The sequence below is a fragment of the Marinobacter sp. NP-4(2019) genome (assembly GCF_003994855.1).
GTDB lineage: Bacteria > Pseudomonadota > Gammaproteobacteria > Pseudomonadales > Oleiphilaceae > Marinobacter.
Genome location: NZ_CP034142.1, coordinates 2,818,156 through 2,836,943, shown reverse-complemented (window position 1 = coordinate 2,836,943; position 18,788 = coordinate 2,818,156). Strand labels below are relative to the sequence as shown.

Below are 18,788 nucleotides of genomic sequence, written 5' to 3'. Positions count from 1 at the left end.
AGTCAGTCCGCGCCTTCCGCACGATGGCGAGCCTGCACGTATTCGCGGTGATTAAGATGCAGCAAATCGGCCATCCGGCGAATCAGGTGTTCCTCGTATTTGTCGATCCGGCCATCGGCAAACGCCACCCGCCAGATACTTTCCAACAGGACCTGTTTGGCGTCCTGGTCCAGTTGCTCGTTGATCTGACCAGTAAATTCGTACAGCGATGTCGCATCATCCGCTTGGTTGAGGGCATCCTGGAGGATCTCCTCGGCTTCCTCCGGGGTGACCTCGTGGGCATTCACGGCGCAATCCACAATGGTTTGCAGCTCCCGTTCATCCTCGTTGTTATCGATCCGCGAGAGCTGGACCATCAGTGCTGTCGCGGCCACCGCCAGCGAATGCCGGTCCGGCGCCTCCCGCGCTTCCTCTGCGGGGGCGAATAACTGCTTCAGACGTTCGATCATGACCTGCAGGGTTCTCCTGTAAATAGACGACCATTAACGCTCGACTGTTACGCCGCTTTCGCCAGTTGCCGCACCCGGCCTTCCAGCTCGATCTGATCCGCGGCAAAGCGACGAATGCCCTCTGCCAGCTTCTCTGTGGCCATGGCGTCTTCGTTGGATTCCCAACGGAACAGCCGTTCGTCTATGGCGCCGAAGCCGTCGGAACTGCTGGCGGTAGCCGCAGACAACCGGCGCTTCAGTGGCGCAGTATCATCTTTCAGTTCCTGCAACAGGGCAGGGCTGATGGTCAGGCGGTCACAGCCGGCCAGCATCTCGATCTCACCAAGGTTGCGGAAGCTGGCGCCCATCACCACTGTCTTGAAGCCATTGGCCTTGTAGTAATTATAGATGCGCGACACGGACTGAACTCCCGGATCTTCCGCTGCCGGGAAGCTGTCCCGGTCGCTGTTGGCCAGGTGCCAGTCCAGGATGCGACCCACGAACGGTGAAATCAGGAAAGCACCGGCATCTGCGCAGGCGGCCGCTTGTACAAATGAGAACAGCAGGGTCAGGTTGCAGTGGATGCCTTCTTTTTCCAGTTGCTCCGCCGCACGAATGCCTTCCCAGGTGGAGGCAATCTTGATCAGAACGCGGCTGGTATCCACGCCCTGCTGCCGGTACAGATCAATCAGCCGGCGGGCGCGGGCCAGGGTGGCATCCGTATCGAACGACAGGCGTGCGTCCACCTCGGTGGAAACCACGCCGGGAATCAGTTCCAGAATCTCGCGCCCGGCCAGTACGGCCAGGGCGTCGGTGGCATAGCCCAGTTGCTCGGCGTCAGACCCGCCCTGCCGGCTGGCCATGGCAACGGCCTTGTCCAGCATCGGGCGATAGGCGTCCGAGGCGGCGGCTTTCAGCAGCAGGGAAGGATTGGTGGTGGCATCCTCGGGGCGCCACTGGGCGATGGCACCCAGATCCCCGGTATCGGCAACCACCGTGGTCATGGATTTCAGTTGTTCGAGCTTGCTGGTCATTCGTTGTCCTGTCGTTGTGTCTCAGTTGTTTTCCCTACAATAACGGGCTGCTCTGACAGGAACAAGACAACAAAACGTATAGCACCGATTAAGCGGGGGCTATCGCGGGTTCCGCGGGCTCCCGAACCCTGGCCAGGGCCTCTTCGATGACCTCCAGCCCGGCCCCGGGTTTATGGGCATTCTCGCTGATGTAGCGGCGGAATTGTCGGCCTCCGGGCTGGCCGTGGAACAGGCCCAGCAGGTGACGTGACATGTGTGTAAGAAACACGCCCCGTTCCAGTTCACTCTGGATAAATGGCAGCATGGCACGCAGGGCCTCATGGCGGCTTTGTACCGGTGTTGCCTGGCCAAAGAACTCCGGGTCGACACCCGCCAGTAGCCACGGGTTGTGGTAGGCCTCACGGCCCAACATCACGCCATCCGTGTGTGCCAGATGCTGGCGGCACTCGTCAAAAGTCTTGATGCCGCCGTTGATGATGATCTCCAGCTCCGGGTATTTCGCCTTCAGGCGGTATACCCAGTCGTATTTCAGCGGCGGAATATCCCGGTTCTCCTTGGGGCTCAGGCCCTCAAGTATGGCGATACGGGCATGGACGATAAACGTGCGGCAACCGGCGGCTGCGACTTTCTCGACAAACTCGCACAGATCGTCCCAGGACTCGCGCCCGTCAATACCAATGCGATGCTTGACCGTCACCGGCAGGTCGGTGGCGTCAATCATCGCCCTCACACCCTCGGCCACCTTGTCCGGATGTCCCATCAGGCAGGCGCCGATCATGTTGTTCTGCACCCGGTCACTGGGGCAGCCCACGTTCAGGTTCACCTCATCAAATCCGTACTGCTCCGCCAGCTTCGCGCAATGGGCCAGTTCCCCGGCATCACTGCCGCCGAGCTGCAGCGCCAGCGGGTACTCCGCCTCGTCATGGCGCAGAAAGCGGGCGGTATCGCCGTGAATCAACGCACCGGTGGTGACCATTTCCGTGTAGAGCAGGGTGTGGCGGCTGAGTTGGCGCGCCAGGTAACGGTAGTGGGTGGTGGTCCAGTCCATCATCGGGGCCACGCAGAAGCGGCGGGATGGCTCCTGCAGGGAGCTTCCGGCCTTGTTCGCTGAATCTGCTGACTGTGCGGTTGATCTTTCTGAATTCATTGAGCGTCCACTTCGGCATACTGTTGCATGGCGCGTAGTCTATCAGGAATAGGTGGGGGATTCTGTAAGGCTTTGGCGAAAGATTGTGCGGCCCGGCCAGTGCTCTTTTTCCTGTTGGTTTGCCGCCATTCACTCGGAACCACCCCCATCCAACCCTTGAACGCCCGGGTAAAGTTCGCAGGGTCGGCAAAACCCAGCATCTCACTGATGCTCTGAATCTCCATCTCAGAATTTGCCAATAGCTGGCAACTGTCCCGCCGCCGAACATCATCCAGTAACTGCTTATAGCTCAACCCCCGCTCCTGCAGCCGCCTGCGCAAAGTCCTTGGTGTCAGGCACAGATTGGCGGCCTGTTGCTCCGGTGTGGGGTAGCCATTCTGGCCCTGCACCAAATGGGCGCGGACCTGACGGGCAATGTCGTTATTGGTCTCTGTGAGTGCGCTTTCCCGTTCACATTGTGCCAGTGCCTGGGTCAGCCCTTCCGGGTTGGCGGTTGGTAAGGGTTGGTCCAGCCAGGTTCTGTCACCGCCCAGAACCACGCCGGCGCGGGGCATATTGAACAGCACTCTGGGCACCTTCTGTTGTCGATTCCGATAGCCTCGTGGTTCTGGCCCGCATAACCAGATTTCCCGCTCATTGGGCAGCATCGGCAGCACAAACTCCATACCCCGGATCATGCTGGTCAATATGGAGCTGAACATCATTTCCCGCAGGGGAACCGGGAGGGGCACTTCCGGTTCGATTTCAAAGAACAGGTCGCTTTCCGACTCCCGTACTGTCATCAGTACGCCGCGCCCGCGTAAGTGCCAGAACCGCTCCAGAATCGAAATAGCCTCACGTGGGGTAGGGGCGCACATCAGCGCGTATCCCAGGTTGCCGTGGGCGGTCAGTGGTAACCGCAGGCCGGTATCGAACCCCAGCGCGGTGTCGCCAATCGCGGCGTGAACTGCTTCGAACAGCTGCAGGGTTTGCAGGTAGGAGATCCGCCCTGCCGGGTTGTCCAGAATCTCAGCCGACACTCCTGCACGCTGCAAAATCCCGCTTCGGCTTGCGCCAAGTTCGACTGCCGACGCTACAAACATGCGGGGATAGGTCACCGGCTGGTTGGGTTGTCGGGTCCAGCCAGGCATGTCGGACAGCGTGATTGTATGTGGAGATCCGTCGAACATTGGCCACCAATGACAAGTGCATTGTCCGCCAAACATCTCACGGAGGTAGCCTTCTGACCAGTACTCTGTGGGCCAGATTACAAGAAATCCCGGAAACCGGAGACTGCCCATGACTTCCATTGCGAACATCAAGGCTATTCGTTCCTCAAAACGTAAGCCGACGAAACCACCCCTGAGTATGGTTCCGGAGGTGCGTCGGCCTGATATCGATCTGGCGGAGGACGTGCCCAAATACTGGTGGGACAACGATCCGGTCAAAACGCTGCTGCTGGCGGCGCTGTCTTCGTCGTTTCCGCCGGGCGAAACCTTCTTCATTGATACCGTGCGCCATTATCGGGACCGCATTACCGATCCGGAACTGAAGAAAGCGGTGCGTGGGTTCATTGGTCAGGAGGCGCATCACTCACGGGAGCACAAGCTGCTGAATGGCTTCCTGGAAGAGCGGGGCATTGGTCTTGGCCGGCTGGAGGCGGAAATCCAGGCGTTTATGGACTGGATGCGCAAGAATTTCAGCCCTGAACGGCAGTTGGCCCATACCGTGGCAGTAGAGCATTTTACGGCGCTGATGGCCGAGGAATTCCTGCTGAAGTATGACGCGCTGGAGGAAATGGACCCGCGCATGGCGAAAATCTGGGCCTGGCATGCCATTGAGGAGTCTGAGCACAAGGCTGTTGCGTTTGACGTCTACAAGGCAGTGGGTGGCCGCGAGAGCGTGCGGCTGCAGGAAATGCTGGTGGTGAGTGTGATTTTCCCGGTGTTTACCAGTATCCACCTGGTGCAGTTGATGAAGGAAGACGGCCAGTTGGGCAATCTGAAATCCTGGGCCGGCGCCCTGAACTATATGTGGGGCAAGCCCGGGGTGTTTCGGAAACTACTGCCATCCTATCTCAAGTTCTATAGCCCGAATTTCCATCCGTGGAATCACGATGCCCGCGCGCTGGTTGAGAAAGCCAAGGCAAAATGGCTCGGAGAGCCAGGCTGACTGGCGGGCTCAAACCCTCCCAACATTGACCTCAGACAAGGCCCGGAGTCGATCTGCTTGGTATGCTGGTTGCGTAGACGCGCCCAGGCGGGGAGGGCTTCACCATGCCGGAACATAACGCGGGCTCCGATACGCTCAGCCCGTTTCCCTGGAACCGGAATTTTGAGACCGGAATTGAGGAAATTGACCAGCAGCACAAGGTACTGGTCGATATTCTGAATCGGCTGGCCCGGCATTTTGTCTCTGGTGTCGCCAGGGTGGATTGCGAACACATTCTTGATGAGCTGCTTGATTACGCGGCGTTTCATTTCAAATCCGAAGAAGCTATCTGGCACGAAGGCCTGGGTACCGGGGACGCGGTCCGGAATCATCACGACAGCCACCAACTCTTTTTTGCACAGATTCAGATTTTCAGGGGCAGTAAGGCCCGTGAAGAGCAGGTGCTTGCGGACATTTTCGACTATCTTGCCAGATGGCTGGCTTTCCATATTCTTGAGTCTGATCGTCGAATGGCGTTAACGGTGCTGGAGCTGAAGCGCGGCAGTACCCTGGCTGAGGCGAGGCGTGTGGTGGATGATCAGTTGAGTGGCCAGATGTCGAGCACTGTATCGGCACTGTTGGAAAAGTACGCGGCCATGTCGGCTCGAGTTGCGCGGTCAATCCGGGAGGCTCGCCGCGACAGGCCCTGACCGAACGCAATAACTCCAAGGAAATCCTGTGAAAGAATGCATTTTTATCACCGGCGCCGCTGCCGGCATCGGTCGTGAGACCGCGCTCCTGTTTGCTTCCAAGGGGTGGTTTGTCGGCGCGGCCGACCGGGACGAGGCGGCACTGACAAAGCTGCGGGACGAGCTGGGTGAAGATCGCTGCAGCACCCATGTGATGGATGTGGTGGATGAGGCATCGGTGAAGCAGGGGCTGGCGGAATTCGCCGAGCGCACTGGTGGGCAGTTGCGGTTGCTGCACAACAATGCCGGTATTCTGAAGGTGGGGCGGTTTGAGGAGATTCCCCTCTCAGCCCATCGGGCGATTGTTGAGGTCAATGTGATCGGACTGATGACGGTGTTGCATGCAGCGTTTCCGTACCTGAAGGCGACGCCCGACGCCCAGGTGGTGAATATGAGTTCGGCGTCCGCCGCCTACGGAATTCCCGACTTTGCGTCCTACTCGGCTAGCAAACATGCGGTACGGGCCATGACGGAGGCGCTGGATATTGAGTGGGAGCCCCATGGTATCCGTGTGTGCGACCTGATGCCGCCGTTCGTGAACACCGGCATGGTGCAGCAGAACGAGGAGCGCTCGCGGCTGTTCGAGCGCCTTGGCGTGAATCTGACACCGGATGTGGTGGCCGCCCAGGTGTGGGCGCAGGTAGAGCGGCCGCGTCTGCACCGGCCGATCTCCATGCAGTTCAAGGCCTTGTGGCCCATTGCCAAATCCGCGCCGGCGGCGGTCACCCGCAGTGTGTTGCGGAAGCTCTGGCGCGATTAGAATACGCTGGATCAAGACGCTAGCCTGCTAACTTTGTTATCCTTTCGGGCCTTGTGTGAGTGGGGTTCGGGAGAGAGTCGACATGCCGGTGATGGTTCAGGCACTGGTGCCTGTGTTTGCGCTTATCGTTATGGGGCACCTGTTTCGGCGCTGGAACTTCCCCGGTGAAGGCTTCTGGATGCAGGCGGAGCGCTTCACCTATTACGTACTGTTCCCCGCCATGCTGGTCTACAAACTGGGTCAGGCCCGTTTGCCCGCCTCCGCCTACGGCGAGATCCTGCTGCTGATTGTCGCCATGCTGCTGGTGATGACGCTGGTGCTGGCATTGTTGCAATTCATCTGGCGCTGGCCAGGGCCGATATTTTCTTCCGTTTACCAGGGCGGTATCCGTTTCAATTCCTACGTGGGCCTGGCGGCGGCCGGCATGCTGCTGGGCGACGACGGGCTGTCGCTGATTGCCATAGCGGTGGCGGTCAAGGTGCCGCTGCTCAACCTGCTTTGCATCCTGATGTTTTCGATGGCGGCGGGACAGGGGCCACTGCGGTTGCGGCCGGTGCTGAAGGCGATCGTGACCAACCCGCTGATTGTCGGGTCGGTGATCGGGGTGATCTGGAGTTATTTCCAGATCGGGTTCCATCCATTGATTGCCGGTATCCTGATGCCGTTGAGCGATCTGGCGCTGCCCATGGGGTTGATGACGGTGGGGGCAGGTTTGCAGTTGAAGGCCTTGCGGGGCGCGTCGACGCCTTTCCTGGTGTCGTCGGTGGCCAAGCTGGTGGCATTTCCGCTGATTACCGCCGGCCTGGCGCTGTTGCTGGGGCTGGACGGCATGTTGGTGCAGGTGGCGGTGTTGCTGGCAGCTCTGCCAACGGCTACCTCGTCTTACATACTGGCACGCCAGCTCGGTGGTGACGCGCCTCTGATGGCCGGGATCATCAGTGGCCAGACATTGCTGGCCATGATCACCATTCCACTGTTACTGGGCGTTCTCTGGTAGGCAGGCCAGCGCGTTGTCGGCGATACCCTGAAGGAAGTTCACGTAGCCGTCCCGGTCGGATTCAATGTCCGTAGCCAGCGGGTCCCAGGTGCTGAAGGTGATATCCAGCCCCTCGGTGATGGAACGCCACCACTGACGGTTGAACTGGGGTTCGGTCAGCAGGCAGGGCTGGTTGGCCTTGCGCAGTTTGTCCTGCACCTCGGCAATGTGCCGGGCGCCCGGGGACAATTCCGGGTTCAGGGTGAGAATGCCGTCCAATGTCAGGTTGAAGTGCCCGGCATAGCGCGTGAAGGCATCGTGATAGGCGAACAGGCTGATGTTGGCCAGTGGCTCAAGGCGGTGTTGAATGTCTTCTTCAGCCTCCAGAAGCGTCTTCTCGAATCGCGCCAGGTTGGCGTCCAGGGCCTGGGTGTCGGCGCCTTCCAGTTGTGACAGCGCTTTGTGGATGTCTTTTGCCATCTCCAGGGCCAGTACCGGATCCAGCCAGATGTGAGGGTCTTCGCCTGCGCCATGATCGTGGCCATGATCATCGTGACCATGATCATCGTGACCATGATCGTCATCGTCGTGGTGATCTTCCTCATGCTCATCATGGTGCGCGTCGGTGTCGTCGGCTCGGGGTACGTCATCACCATGCATCAGCGAAACGGTGCGTTCCCTGAACTCCTCACCGCCGAGCAGGCGGGACAGGAACGTTTCCATTTCCGGACCGACCCAGAAGATGACGTCGGAATTTTCCAGCGCCCGGCGCTGTGAGGGGCGCATGGTGTAGTTGTGAGGGCTGGAGCCAGCGGGGACCAGGCTGGTGACGTTGGCATCGTCGGGCGCGACGGCTTTGACCAGGAGTTCCAGCGGTTTGATCGAGGTAACAATATTGGTGCCGGCCATTGCGGAAAGCGGGCTCAATAGCGCGGTTAATCCCAGCATGGCGATGCTGGTTTGTGATTTGTTGGGCATGATGGTGCGTGCTCTGAAACAGGATTGAAACGTTATAATATAACAAAGTGTTGCGCGATTAAAGACGGGTCGCGCCGCCATCATGCGAAATTCGTTCTGGGCCGTTATAATGCGTGGCTTTCCAGTCGGCCACTTAATCTATCAGGATCGTTACATGACCGTACGTACCCGAATTGCCCCGTCACCCACCGGTGATCCACACGTTGGTACCGCCTTCGTGGCCCTGTTCAACCTGTGCTTTGCCCGTCAGCATGGCGGCCAGTTCATTCTGCGTATTGAAGACACCGACCAGGCCCGCAGCACCGAGGAGTCCGAGCAGGACATCCTGCGCGCGCTACGTTGGCTGGGTCTGGAATGGGACGAGGGGCCGGATGTCGGCGGTCCTCATGGGCCGTATCGCCAGTCCGAGCGCAAAGATTCCTACCGCCAGTACGCGCTGGATCTGGTCACCGCCGGCCACGCCTTTTACTGTTTCCGTACCCCGGAGGAACTGGAGGCCATCCGCGAAGAGCGCAAGGCCCAGGGCCTGAATCCCGGCATCAAGGGCGACCTGGAGCTACCCGAGGAAGAAGTGAAGCGTCGCCTGGACGCCGGCGAGCCCTATGTGATCCGTATGAAAGTGCCGGATGAGGGCGTGTGCGAGATCCGCGACATGCTGCGCGGCACCATCGAGATTGACTGGTCCCAGGTGGATTGTCAGATCCTGCTGAAATCCGACGGCATGCCCACCTACCACCTGGCCAACGTGGTGGACGATCACCTGATGGGCATTACCCATGTGTTGCGTGGCGAAGAGTGGATCAATTCCGCACCCAAGCACAAACTGTTGTACCAGTATTTCGGCTGGGACATGCCCGAGCTGTGCCACCTGCCGCTGCTGCGAAACCCGGACAAGAGCAAGTTGTCCAAGCGCAAGAACCCCACCAGCATCAACTTCTATGAGCGCATGGGCTTCCTGCCGGAGGCGGTCACCAACTACCTCGGTCGCATGGGCTGGTCGATGCCCGATGAGCGGGAAAAGTTCACCCTGAACGAGATGATCGAGAACTTCGACATCCAGCGGGTATCCCTGGGCGGTCCGGTGTTCGATGTGGAAAAACTGCGCTGGCTGAACGGCCTGTGGCTGCGTGAAGACCTGAGCGACGATCAGTTTGTCGAGAAGATGCGCAACTGGTGGTTCAACGAAGACGCCCTGCGCGCGTTGATCCCACACATCAAGGGAAGGGCAGAGGTGTTCTCCGATGTGGCCCCGATGGCGGCGTTCATGTTCTCCGGCATGCTCAACCTCAAACCGGAGGATTTTGCCCACAACAAACTGGAGGAGGCCCAGATCAAGCGGGTGCTCCAGTTCACCCTGTGGAAGCTGGAAGCCCAGCGCCACTGGAGCAAGGACAACATCTTCGCTGACATCAAAACCCTGGCCAAGGCCATGGACCTGAAGATGGGGGACTTTATGTTCTCCATCTTCGTGGCCATCGCTGGTACCCCCAATTCCTGGTCGGTGATGGATTCCATGGCACTGCTCGGACCGGACATGACCCGTTCACGGTTGCGTCACGCTCTTGAGGTTTTGGGTGGCTTCTCCAAGAAAGAAACCAAGCGAGTGGAAAAAGAATACGCCGCATTGCTTGCGGAATAACCGCTTTGGTGAAGAAGTGAACGGAATGGACAGGGATGTTCAGAAAACTGAAAAAATTGAAGAAAAGAGGTTGACGCCCATAGGGCGGATCCTTAATATACGCAGCCGTTGAGGGGCCATAGCTCAGCTGGGAGAGCGCAACACTGGCAGTGTTGAGGTCAGCGGTTCGATCCCGCTTGGCTCCACCAATTTCTAGTCCCCTTCGTCTAGTGGCCTAGGACTCCGCCCTTTCACGGCGGCAACAGGGGTTCGAACCCCCTAGGGGACGCCAATACGGCTTAACGGTTTAGTCCACCGGAAAGCCATCAAAAAAACCGCCTTCGGGCGGTTTTTTTGTGTCTGAAGAAAGTTGAAAAGCAGTCTCCGAAGCTGGAGCGTGCGGCGGGAAGAAACCTCCCAAAACTGTGTGTTGCCAGGGATGGCAACACCAAGCCCCCATGGACGGGTTCACGGCGTGTTTTGGGAGGTTTCTTCCCGCCGTGCGCAGACTGGGGCTAAAGAGCTTAGCGAGATGCAATGGCCCCCTTGCCAACCCCCTCATAAGCCTTAACCCGAATAGCGTCCGCCGGAAACTCCATCTTGAGCTGATCCGCCATATGCGCCGCAATCAGCTCGACCGTGGTGTCCGTCGCCATCATATACACCCGGCGCTCCGGCAGTGTCAGCGCGAATTCACCCTGGTTGGCCTCATACTCGAAGGTCACATAGGCCACACCCTTCTCGTCCACCCAGCGCCGGCTCACATCTTCCTCAGAGCCAACGTAGATGTCACGCCACAACGTCGCCCAGCGCTTTTCCAGCTCATAATCCCGATGGCCATTACGGTCAATGCGAATAGGAGAGCGATGCCCATGGGCAATGCGCTGACAATTGCCCAAATGCTTCTTCAGGCCGTGGACATAATGGTAGTAGGCGCCTTCGATCACTTCCTCGCGCAGGTGGACATCGACATTGGTGACGTTACCCGGCAATACCGCCATTAACTCCCGCTCCAGCAACGCAGCCACGGCTGACGGTACCACCCGATCGGCGGAAAGCCAGGCCACTGCTTCATCCGGGGACCGGTGCACAATCCGGGAACCATCCGTCAGCGTCCAGGTAAATGTGTCAGGCTCTTCCTCGCTCCAGGCCAGGCCTTCATAGCCACGGGGAACGACCAGGCGGTGATCCACCCGTTCGTCGATGACCCGTTTGATGGTGCGCTTCACATTGCTGAAGTCGAACACCATGCCCTGTTCATCCAGCTCACCGCCAAGGACCACATCGGCAATCCAGCTTTCCCCTACCAGACCGCGATTCGGGTCGAGGTAAGCGAAATCAATAACGGTGAGATTGTCCACAAACAGGTGATTCATCGGGAAGTCCGAACAGGGTGAGGTTGATTGATGTGAGAATTCTAGCAAAAATCCCCGGAAGCTAGCAGTCTGATGATGTGGCAGACCGCAATTCGACTTGGCGTGAGGAGGCAACACCATAAAGAATTCAAAAAACGGCTTCCATGAGCAATTCCCCGCACTGGTTCTGGCGGCCGGCGCATCCCGTCGTATGGGTCGCCCAAAAGTGTTGCTGGAAACGGGTGGATATACCTTGCTGGATCGGGCGATTGTTCAGGCCAGGCAGCTCAGTGCATCCGTGACGGTGGCAACCGGTGCCTCGTACCCCCTGGTCCGGTTTCGTGGCCGCGTGCAGCCGTCCCGGTGGTTGCCGGTCGATAGCTGGATGGAAGGGATGTCTGCTTCCCTGCGAGCGGGACTTGTGAGCCTGGGGCCCGAAGCACGGGGTGTCTTCGTATTGTTGGCGGATCAGCCGCTACTGGACGCCAATGCGCTGGTTGCAATGAGTGCGGCGGCGAGGTGCGTGCCGGATCAGGCGGTTGCCGCGGATTATGGTAATCGCCCTGGCGTACCGGCCTATCTGCCGCGCTGGCTCTGGCCACAGGTGATGGCGCTGGACGGGGACCGGGGCGCGTCAGCGGTTCTCCAGTGGGCCGGCGCAACCCGGGTGGGTATCACCGGGGTGTTTGATGACGTCGATTCTCCGGGAGACTGGCAGGCGGTCCGTAAACGCCTCAGCCAAACAGACCTGACAACCAGGCAATCCCGACCGTGAAAATACTGAGGCTGATGGTCAGGCCGACGGCGTAGAATTTTGAGGTGGAAGAGCGCTGTCGCGCCAGATACAGATCCACTGTGCGCTGGGCAATATCTTCCGCCGTTTGCCGGGAAATTTCATGAGCCTGTTGGATCGCCTCGGACTGCAGGGTTTGCCAGAATTCCGTATCAATGGTCTGGACGCTGGTGATGTGGTCTTTCAGGTCGGCCATGTGTTCACTGGTAAAGCCATTACTCCGTGCCAGGGTCTGGCGTAAGTCAGTCAGTTCCCTGCCCAGATTAAGATTGACCTCTGCGGCTACCTCGTCCCTCAGGTGAAGCGTACTCTCGCGGATGCGCTCTTCCAGTGCCGTGAATTTTTCCTCGATCATCCCCTCCTGCTTTCGCCTGGATTCGTCCAGGGCCCGCTTGAGGTGATCGAATTGTTCATCAAACAGGTCACTCAGTAGTTCGTGCAGGCGGTTGTTGATGTGGGTTTTAACCGCCGAGCGGGCAATCTGTTCGACCTGTCCCTCGTCCTCCCTGGCCTGAGGTGTGCCATTCAGTAATTCCGGTGGCTCGGGCAGAGTGCCTTTGGAAACATCGCTGGAGAGCTGGGTCAGGACCTGGCCAAGGCCCTCGGTGTGAGGTGGCTTGGTGAGGATGTTGTAGACGCCGAAATTCTGTGCCTCTTCCATGAAGGACGGCGATTTCCTGGAGGTGCACATGATGATGGGAATGCCGGCTGTTTCAGGGTTGCCCTTGATGGCTTTTGTGGCTTCCATACCATTCATGCCGGGCATCAGGTGGTCCATAAAGATCACGTCCGGTCGGCGGTGGCTGCTGAGGAAATCCAGCGCCTCCTCCGCGGAGCCGGCCATGTTGACTTCCATGTCGTGGTTTTCCAGCAGCTTGCTCAGGGCAAATCTTGCCACTTTTGAGTCGTCTACCAGGAGTGCGCTCTTGATCGCCATGTCACAACCTCAACCTGTTACAGCAATGCGTTCATTATCGGGCCGGTGAATTACCAGCCTTCCAGTGGCGGGCACTGGGTTGCCCGGTAACTCTTTTCTCGATAACAGACACCGGGTTCCGTGGTGCGGGCGGTGAAAACCTCGCCGGCCGCGGTTGTCAGACGAACCTGTCCGTAGGGTTCGCCGTGTTTGAAGGTGGCCTCAATGGAGCTGCCATTGGGGTTGCGAAGCAGGCCCTCGCCGTGGAACTTGCCGTCAATGTAGCCACCTTCATATTTCTTCCCGTCGGCAAACACTTCGGCACCGGCGCCGTGGAAATCACCATTGGAGAATTCGCCCTCGTAATGGCGGCCGTCGGGGTAGGTCAGGCTGCCCTGGCCGTGGAATTCGCCGTCGCGGAAGCCGCCAACGTAGAGCATCCCGTCTGCCGTAGTGAGGGAGCCATGGCCATTCAGCTGACCTTCTGACCATTCGCCTGTCAGGATGTCGCCGTTGGCGCGCCTCAACGTTCCCTGGCCGTGAAAGTCACCATCTACGAAGTGGCCTTCGTATAGCCCTTCACTGTCCTGGTAGGTGCCGTCACCGGTCTTTACGCCGCCAATCCAGATGCCCTCGCGGAAGTTCACCGTGGTATAGGCCTTCAGCCTGCCGACCAGGGTCTTTGTCTGCCCGGCTTTCATGGCGATGGTTTGACTCCAGGGTTTGAATCCGGCTTTGCTGATGGTGACGTCATATGTGCCTGGAGCCAGCTCCAGGTCGAGGCGGGTGGCACCATAGTCACGACCGTTGATGGTGACGGTATCGCCGATAACGTTAGAGCGCAGGACCAGGGAGGCGGTTGTGGGCTCCGGTTGCGCGACAGGCTTTGGTTCTTGTGTGCTCTCCGGCTCGGCCAGCGCCACCGCCTCAGAGGCATCTGGCATGGGAGGGATGGTGAAGGGCTCCACGTCCGGAAGGTTGCGAACCCTTCCCTCGGCGGGAGGTGGCGTAATGTTCACCGTTTCGATACTTGGGGTGTCCGGTGGAGGAGGGGAGTTTTCAGGTTCCGCGGCGGTGTCTGCAAGGATGACGTTCGGGGCTTCCGGTTCCGCAGTGACCTCCTCAACTACTGACGTATCCTGGTGGATCGAGGCAAACCCCGCCGTGACCATTAGCATCAGGGCCAGTGCATTGATGAATAGCAGTGGTCGGGCGTCGACCATGGGAAACCTCGCATTCCTGCATTGCGGACGGCTCCATCTTAACCAGTGAGTGCAAAGTTATGTAACAGAAAGTATCTGAACTTAACGAGAATGCAGGACAAATCACACTTTGTCCGGAAGTCGATCATGGTTGAGCTGTTCCCATGAGCGCATATAGACATCCGCTTCGTATTCATAGGGAGAACGAAACGGGGTAAGCACGAAATCGAATACCAGGAAGAAAAATCCGACGGACGCCCAGGCGATGGCCAGGGTGCTGATGGTAGTTGCCTGAACTTCCGGGTTGGAGTCAACAAAGCCCTGTAGCAGGGGAATCAGGTCGGTTGCCATGACGACCGGGTTGAAGCTCGACAGTACGAAGGGGACCCAGAAAGCCAGGAAAACAGGGAAAAAACCGAATGACCAGAGTAGGCGGCGCAGCAGATACATACCGGCTTCCCGCCAATAACGCTGTCTGACTTCCGGTACCTTTCGGATTCGCTCGACGTAGCGACGGCGCTCGGCCCAGTATGCGGCGACTTCCGGTGCCTGCACGGCGCCTTTTCCTGAAATCGCGCCCGGCCTGGCGGTTGTATCGGCGCGTTGAGGAGCGGCCTGAGCGGCTGAATCGTTCAGATCCGGAGTCTGGCTGGCGTCGTTGGTGATTTCTGTGGTCATGGATTCGGGGATTACCTTAATTGGCTACAGGGCTGTCTTGTTGGCTACAGGACAGGTGCATGATAATCGATAGTACGTGTTACCCTACAAGTCTCAAATCGTTAAAGACAGGATAGATTGAATGGCTGCAGTGATCGACAACGCAACCCATCCGGCTTTTGAGAAGCTTCGCAGTCACCGGATTGGTACTCTGAACCTGACCGTTGAAGAGTATCGTCATCGCAAGACCGGCGCGCGGCATTTGCACATGGCCGCCGATAACGATGAGAACGTGTTCTTCGTGGCCTTGCGCACATTTCCGATGGATTCCACCGGTGTGGCCCATATCCTGGAGCATACCGCACTGTGCGGCAGTGAGCGTTATCCCGTGCGGGATCCCTTCTTCATGATGATCCGGCGTTCCCTAAATACCTTCATGAATGCGTTTACCAGCAGCGACTGGACGGCTTATCCGTTCGCCAGCATGAATCGCAAGGATTTCGACAACCTGTTGTCGGTGTATCTGGATTCGGTGTTCTTTTCCAAGCTGGATCCGCTGGATTTCGCCCAGGAAGGCCACCGCCTGGAGTTCGACAAGCCGGAAGATCCCGGCACGGACCTGGTCTATCGTGGAGTGGTCTACAACGAAATGAAGGGGGCCATGAGCGCGCCAACTTCCCAGTTGTGGCAGAACCTGTCCAGCCATCTGTTCCAGACCACGACGTATCACTACAACAGTGGCGGCGAGCCGGATCACATCGTGGACCTGAGTTACGATGATCTGGTGAAGTTCTACCGCCACCACTATCACCCCAGCAACGCGATTTTTGCCACCTACGGCAACATTCCGGCCCACGAGCATCACGAGCGTTTCGAGAGCCTGGCGCTGAATCGCTTTGACCGCCAGGACATCGAGCTGCCGGTCAGGGATGAAAAACGCATATTTGCGCCCGTACGGGTTGAGCAGGGGTACGCCGTTAACGAAGGGGAAGAGACCAGCAAGAAAACCCACATTGTCATGGGTTGGCTGCTGGGCCATAGCTTTGAGTTGCAGGAGAACCTGGAGGGGCAATTGCTGTCAGCGGTGCTGCTGGAGAACAGTGCCTCCCCGTTGATGCGCGCTCTGGAGACCACCGATATCGGCCATGCGCCATCTCCCATGTGCGGTCTTGAGGATTCCAACCGTGAAATGACCTTTGTCTGTGGTATCGAGGGCAGTGAACCCGAGCAGCAGAGGGCGTTGGAGGCACTGGTCGAGGGCACACTGCGCAAGGTGGTGGAAGAGGGCGTCAGTGAGGAGCGTCTTGAAGCCATCCTTCATCAACTGGAATTGCATCAGCGCGAGATTGCCGGTGATCAGTTCCCTTATGGGTTGCAACTGATCATGCAGGCCATTGCCCCCATGGTCCATGGTGGTGATCCGGTGGAATTGCTGGATCTGGAACCGGTGCTGGCGGATATGCGTGAAAAAATACGCGATCCTCAGTATGTGCCGGACCTGATCCGCAGGAAACTGCTGGAGAACCCACATCGGGTGACACTGACCCTGCGCCCGGACGACCAGTTGGAGAGCCGTCGCCAACAGGCGATTCGTGAGTCGCTGGCTCGGCGCAAGGCGGCGTTGACCGAAGAGGAGGTCAAACAGATTGTGGAGCGCGCCCGGGCACTGGAAGAGCGCCAGCAGCGTAAGGATGACGATTCCATTCTGCCGAAGGTGGATCTGACGGATGTGCCCCTGCAGATGCCGGAGCCGGAAAGCCGGTACGCCGGCGATATCGGGGCGACGGTCTATGCCCGTGGCACCAACGGCCTGGTCTACGAGCAGGTTGTCCTGCCGGTGCCTGACTTGAGCGAAGACGAGCTGTTGCTGCTGCCTTACTACACCACGCTGATCCCTGAGGTGGGCTGTGGGGAGCTGGATTATCTGCAGATGCAGGATCGAATTTCGGCGGAATCCGGTGGAATCAGCGCCTCTTTCTCCGCGAAAGGCGGCATTGACGATGTTCAGAAGCTGTCCGGGTACCTGATTTTTAACGGTAAGGCCCTGGCCCGCAATCGGACCGAGCTGACCCGCTTGTTGAGCGATGTGTTTCATGGCGCCCGCTTTGACGAGACCGAGCGGGTGCGCGAGCTGATTGCCCAGATCCGCGCCCGCCGTGAGCAGTCGGTGACCGGCAGTGGCCATGCCCTCGCCATGGGGGCGGCCTCCCAGGGGATGAGCCCGGGGGCCTGGCTGTCGTTCCGCATTGGTGGTCTGGAGGCGATACGTGGTACCAAGGCCTTGGACAAGGCGCTTAACGATCCCACCGAGCTGGAAGCGTTTTGCAACAGGCTGGCGGACCTGCATCGCAAGATCCAGAGGCAGTCGCGGCAGTTCCTGGTCATCGGCGAAAATGACCAGCTCAGTCCAATGCTGGATGACCTGAAGGCGTGCTGGCAGTCAGTCGAATCTACGGAATCCGCTCGCTGGACAATGGCTCCGGTTAACTACAGCACTCGCCAGGCCTGGCTCACGTCTACCCAGGTAAATTTCTGTGCCAGGGCGTACAGCACGGTGGCGGTGGATCATGAAGATGCCGCAGCATTGACCGTCCTGGGCGGCTTCCTGCGTAATGGCTACCTGCATCGGGCGATTCGCGAGAAAGGCGGAGCCTACGGCGGTGGCGCCGGCCAGGACAGCGTCAACGGTACGTTCCGGTTTTTCTCCTACCGCGATCCGCGGCTTGCAGATACCCTCGAGGAATTTGACAGCGCTCTGAACTGGCTGCAGGAAGCAGACCATGATCCTCAGGAACTCGAAGAATCCATCCTCGGGGTGATTAGCCAGCTGGACCGCCCCCGCTCTCCGGCGGGTGCGGCGAGACATGCCTTCCATAACCAGTTGTTTGGCCGTACCCCTGAGCAGCGCGCCAGATTCCGGGAGCGTGTATTGGCGGTGACGCTGGATGACCTGAAGCGGGTTGCGCGCCAATGGCTGGTGCCGGAATATGCCAGCACCGCCGTGGTGACCAGTCCGGAAAACCGTAAGGTAGCGGAACAGCTGGGGCTGGAAATTCAGGAATTATAAGCAGTGATGGTCGGGACAGCGCTCGTCCGGGCGCTGTCCCGGTGTTCATCGGGATCGGTGCCTACCGGTTTCGTTTCAGGCCCGTGGCGACCATGATGCGGGTGGAGATTTCCTCGACAGAGTAAGCTGTGGTATTCAGGTAAGGAATTCGCTCACGCCGATACATCAACTCAATCTCTTCGATTTCGTGCATACACTGCTTGATTGAAGAATACCGCGAGTTAGGGCGCCGTTCGTTACGAATGGTGGCCAGCCGCTCCGGCTCAATGGTAAGTCCGAAAATCTTCTCTTTATGCGGTTTCAGGGCCGCAGGCATCTGCTGGTCCTGGAGGTCTTCTTCCGTAATGGGGTAGTTGGCGGCTTTAACCCCATACTGCAGAGCCAGGTAGAGACAGGTGGGCGTCTTGCCGCTGCGGGAGGCGCCGACCAGGATCAGATCGGCCTCGTTGTAATAGCGTGTGCGGGCACCGTCATCGTTGTCGAGGGCAAAGTTAACGGCTGCGATGCGGCGTTCGTAATTGCCTTCGTTGTTAATCGAGTGGGATTTGCCCACGGAGTAGGACGACGACGATTGTAATTCCTGTTCCAGAGGGTTCAGGAAGGTACCAAAGATATCCACCATGAATCCGTCGGCGTCGGAAATGATGCCACGGATATCACTGTTAACAATGGTATCGAACACCAGTGGGCGGCTCTGGTCGGTTTCCGAGGCCTTGTTGATGCGCTTGACCATGTCCCGGGCCTTGTCCGCATCGTCAATGTAGGGCACCGTTACTCTTTCAAATTCAATCTTTTCAAATTGGGCGAGAAGGCTGTTGCCGAGGGCTTCGGCGGTAAGGCCGGTGCCGTCGGAAATAAAGAAGGCAGTTCGTTTCATGGTTGTTGTCCAGCTCCGGATTCGACGGGTTCCCTAGGTAATTGCCGCAGGTTACAGTATCATACACGGCCAGTTCGAGACTGCGCAGCGCAGAATGCTCT

17 protein-coding genes and 2 tRNA genes are annotated in these 18,788 nt (G+C 58.6%); 9 read left to right on the top strand and 10 right to left on the bottom strand.

What is annotated here, in order from left to right:
* Positions 1–2 precede the first annotated feature (2 nt).
* From EHN06_RS12910 to EHN06_RS12895, 4 genes are all read right to left on the bottom strand, one after another.
* Complete coding sequence (locus EHN06_RS12910; RefSeq protein WP_127332957.1) at positions 3–449, bottom strand: TerB family tellurite resistance protein; 447 nt, start codon at positions 447–449, stop codon at positions 3–5.
* Between the two features lie 47 nt (positions 450–496).
* Positions 497–1,462, bottom strand: a complete 966-nt coding sequence (gene tal, locus EHN06_RS12905; protein WP_127332956.1) for a transaldolase — start codon at positions 1,460–1,462, stop codon at positions 497–499.
* A gap of 88 nt (positions 1,463–1,550) precedes the next feature.
* On the bottom strand, positions 1,551–2,609 hold the full coding sequence (dusA, locus tag EHN06_RS12900) for a tRNA dihydrouridine(20/20a) synthase DusA (protein ID WP_228257302.1): 1,059 nt from the start codon (positions 2,607–2,609) through the stop codon (positions 1,551–1,553).
* Entirely contained in the window at positions 2,606–3,739 is a 1,134-nt protein-coding gene (locus EHN06_RS12895; RefSeq protein WP_206075660.1) for an AraC family transcriptional regulator, read from the bottom strand. The genes dusA and EHN06_RS12895 overlap by 4 nt, the downstream gene beginning before the upstream one ends.
* 148 nt (positions 3,740–3,887) lie before the next feature.
* On the opposite strand from EHN06_RS12895, the gene EHN06_RS12890 reads away from it, so the two are divergent.
* The 4 genes from EHN06_RS12890 to EHN06_RS12875 all read left to right on the top strand — a co-directional run bounded on the left by EHN06_RS12890 (position 3,888) and on the right by EHN06_RS12875 (position 7,245).
* On the top strand, positions 3,888–4,760 hold the full coding sequence (locus EHN06_RS12890) for a metal-dependent hydrolase (protein ID WP_127332955.1): 873 nt from the start codon (positions 3,888–3,890) through the stop codon (positions 4,758–4,760).
* Positions 4,761–4,864: 104 nt separating this feature from the next.
* A complete protein-coding gene (locus tag EHN06_RS12885; RefSeq protein ID WP_127332954.1) occupies positions 4,865–5,449 on the top strand; it encodes a bacteriohemerythrin in 585 nt (194 codons plus the stop codon).
* Between the two features lie 28 nt (positions 5,450–5,477).
* On the top strand, positions 5,478–6,248 hold the full coding sequence (locus EHN06_RS12880; protein ID WP_127332953.1) for an SDR family oxidoreductase: 771 nt from the start codon (positions 5,478–5,480) through the stop codon (positions 6,246–6,248).
* Between the two features lie 82 nt (positions 6,249–6,330).
* Complete coding sequence (locus tag EHN06_RS12875; RefSeq protein WP_127332952.1) at positions 6,331–7,245, top strand: AEC family transporter; 915 nt, start codon at positions 6,331–6,333, stop codon at positions 7,243–7,245.
* Here the strand turns inward: EHN06_RS12875 and EHN06_RS12870 are convergent.
* Entirely contained in the window at positions 7,225–8,202 is a 978-nt protein-coding gene (locus tag EHN06_RS12870; protein WP_127332951.1) for a zinc ABC transporter substrate-binding protein, read from the bottom strand. The two genes, EHN06_RS12875 and EHN06_RS12870, sit on opposite strands and share 21 nt — an antisense overlap.
* 154 nt (positions 8,203–8,356) lie before the next feature.
* Between EHN06_RS12870 and gltX the strand changes: the two genes are divergently transcribed.
* The 3 genes from gltX (at position 8,357) to EHN06_RS12855 (ending at position 10,112) form a co-directional block, all read left to right on the top strand.
* Positions 8,357–9,841, top strand: a complete 1,485-nt coding sequence (gltX, locus tag EHN06_RS12865) for a glutamate--tRNA ligase (RefSeq protein ID WP_127332950.1) — start codon at positions 8,357–8,359, stop codon at positions 9,839–9,841.
* Between the two features lie 112 nt (positions 9,842–9,953).
* Positions 9,954–10,029: transfer RNA gene (locus tag EHN06_RS12860), tRNA-Ala, on the top strand.
* A gap of 7 nt (positions 10,030–10,036) precedes the next feature.
* Positions 10,037–10,112, top strand: a tRNA-Glu gene (locus EHN06_RS12855).
* A gap of 232 nt (positions 10,113–10,344) precedes the next feature.
* Here the strand turns inward: EHN06_RS12855 and EHN06_RS12850 are convergent.
* The gene (locus tag EHN06_RS12850; protein WP_127332949.1) at positions 10,345–11,196 is read right to left on the bottom strand and encodes a 6-carboxytetrahydropterin synthase; all 852 of its coding nucleotides are present in this window, start codon (positions 11,194–11,196) and stop codon (positions 10,345–10,347) included.
* A 190-nt stretch (positions 11,197–11,386) separates the two neighbouring features.
* On the opposite strand from EHN06_RS12850, the gene EHN06_RS12845 reads away from it, so the two are divergent.
* The gene (locus EHN06_RS12845) at positions 11,387–11,950 is read left to right on the top strand and encodes a nucleotidyltransferase family protein (RefSeq protein ID WP_127332948.1); all 564 of its coding nucleotides are present in this window, start codon (positions 11,387–11,389) and stop codon (positions 11,948–11,950) included.
* Here the strand turns inward: EHN06_RS12845 and EHN06_RS12840 are convergent.
* The 3 genes from EHN06_RS12840 to EHN06_RS12830 form a co-directional block, all read right to left on the bottom strand.
* A complete protein-coding gene (locus tag EHN06_RS12840) occupies positions 11,910–12,905 on the bottom strand; it encodes a response regulator (protein WP_127332947.1) in 996 nt (331 codons plus the stop codon). The genes EHN06_RS12845 and EHN06_RS12840 overlap by 41 nt on opposite strands.
* Before the next feature lie 50 nt (positions 12,906–12,955).
* Entirely contained in the window at positions 12,956–14,107 is a 1,152-nt protein-coding gene (locus EHN06_RS12835; protein WP_127332946.1) for a PEGA domain-containing protein, read from the bottom strand.
* Between the two features lie 102 nt (positions 14,108–14,209).
* Complete coding sequence (locus EHN06_RS12830) at positions 14,210–14,764, bottom strand: hypothetical protein (RefSeq protein WP_228257301.1); 555 nt, start codon at positions 14,762–14,764, stop codon at positions 14,210–14,212.
* Between the two features lie 121 nt (positions 14,765–14,885).
* On the opposite strand from EHN06_RS12830, the gene EHN06_RS12825 reads away from it, so the two are divergent.
* Positions 14,886–17,810, top strand: coding sequence for an insulinase family protein (locus EHN06_RS12825; protein WP_127332945.1), 2,925 nt, complete (start codon positions 14,886–14,888; stop codon positions 17,808–17,810).
* 61 nt (positions 17,811–17,871) lie between these two features.
* On the opposite strand, the gene EHN06_RS12820 is transcribed toward EHN06_RS12825, so the two are convergent.
* Positions 17,872–18,687 carry a pyruvate, water dikinase regulatory protein gene (locus EHN06_RS12820; RefSeq protein WP_127332944.1) on the bottom strand — a complete coding sequence of 272 codons (816 nt, stop codon included), beginning with the start codon at positions 18,685–18,687 and terminating at the stop codon, positions 17,872–17,874.
* Positions 18,688–18,788 lie beyond the last annotated feature (101 nt).

What these genes read in the sequence shown, in the direction of transcription:
- EHN06_RS12845 (WP_127332948.1), top strand. Translation starts at nt 11,387, where the DNA reads ATGGGTCGCCCAAAAGTGTTGCTGGAAACGGGTGGATATACCTTGCTG.
- EHN06_RS12875 (WP_127332952.1), top strand. Translation starts at nt 6,331, where the DNA reads ATGCCGGTGATGGTTCAGGCACTGGTGCCTGTGTTTGCGCTTATCGTT.
- dusA (WP_228257302.1), bottom strand. Translation starts at nt 2,609, where the DNA reads ATGAATTCAGAAAGATCAACCGCACAGTCAGCAGATTCAGCGAACAAG.
- EHN06_RS12835 (WP_127332946.1), bottom strand. Translation starts at nt 14,107, where the DNA reads ATGGTCGACGCCCGACCACTGCTATTCATCAATGCACTGGCCCTGATG.
- EHN06_RS12820 (WP_127332944.1), bottom strand. Translation starts at nt 18,687, where the DNA reads ATGAAACGAACTGCCTTCTTTATTTCCGACGGCACCGGCCTTACCGCC.
- EHN06_RS12890 (WP_127332955.1), top strand. Translation starts at nt 3,888, where the DNA reads ATGACTTCCATTGCGAACATCAAGGCTATTCGTTCCTCAAAACGTAAG.
- EHN06_RS12850 (WP_127332949.1), bottom strand. Translation starts at nt 11,196, where the DNA reads ATGAATCACCTGTTTGTGGACAATCTCACCGTTATTGATTTCGCTTAC.
- EHN06_RS12840 (WP_127332947.1), bottom strand. Translation starts at nt 12,905, where the DNA reads ATGGCGATCAAGAGCGCACTCCTGGTAGACGACTCAAAAGTGGCAAGA.
- EHN06_RS12870 (WP_127332951.1), bottom strand. Translation starts at nt 8,202, where the DNA reads ATGCCCAACAAATCACAAACCAGCATCGCCATGCTGGGATTAACCGCG.
- gltX (WP_127332950.1), top strand. Translation starts at nt 8,357, where the DNA reads ATGACCGTACGTACCCGAATTGCCCCGTCACCCACCGGTGATCCACAC.
- tal (WP_127332956.1), bottom strand. Translation starts at nt 1,462, where the DNA reads ATGACCAGCAAGCTCGAACAACTGAAATCCATGACCACGGTGGTTGCC.
- EHN06_RS12825 (WP_127332945.1), top strand. Translation starts at nt 14,886, where the DNA reads ATGGCTGCAGTGATCGACAACGCAACCCATCCGGCTTTTGAGAAGCTT.
- EHN06_RS12885 (WP_127332954.1), top strand. Translation starts at nt 4,865, where the DNA reads ATGCCGGAACATAACGCGGGCTCCGATACGCTCAGCCCGTTTCCCTGG.
- EHN06_RS12895 (WP_206075660.1), bottom strand. Translation starts at nt 3,739, where the DNA reads ATGCCTGGCTGGACCCGACAACCCAACCAGCCGGTGACCTATCCCCGC.
- EHN06_RS12910 (WP_127332957.1), bottom strand. Translation starts at nt 449, where the DNA reads ATGATCGAACGTCTGAAGCAGTTATTCGCCCCCGCAGAGGAAGCGCGG.
- EHN06_RS12830 (WP_228257301.1), bottom strand. Translation starts at nt 14,764, where the DNA reads ATGACCACAGAAATCACCAACGACGCCAGCCAGACTCCGGATCTGAAC.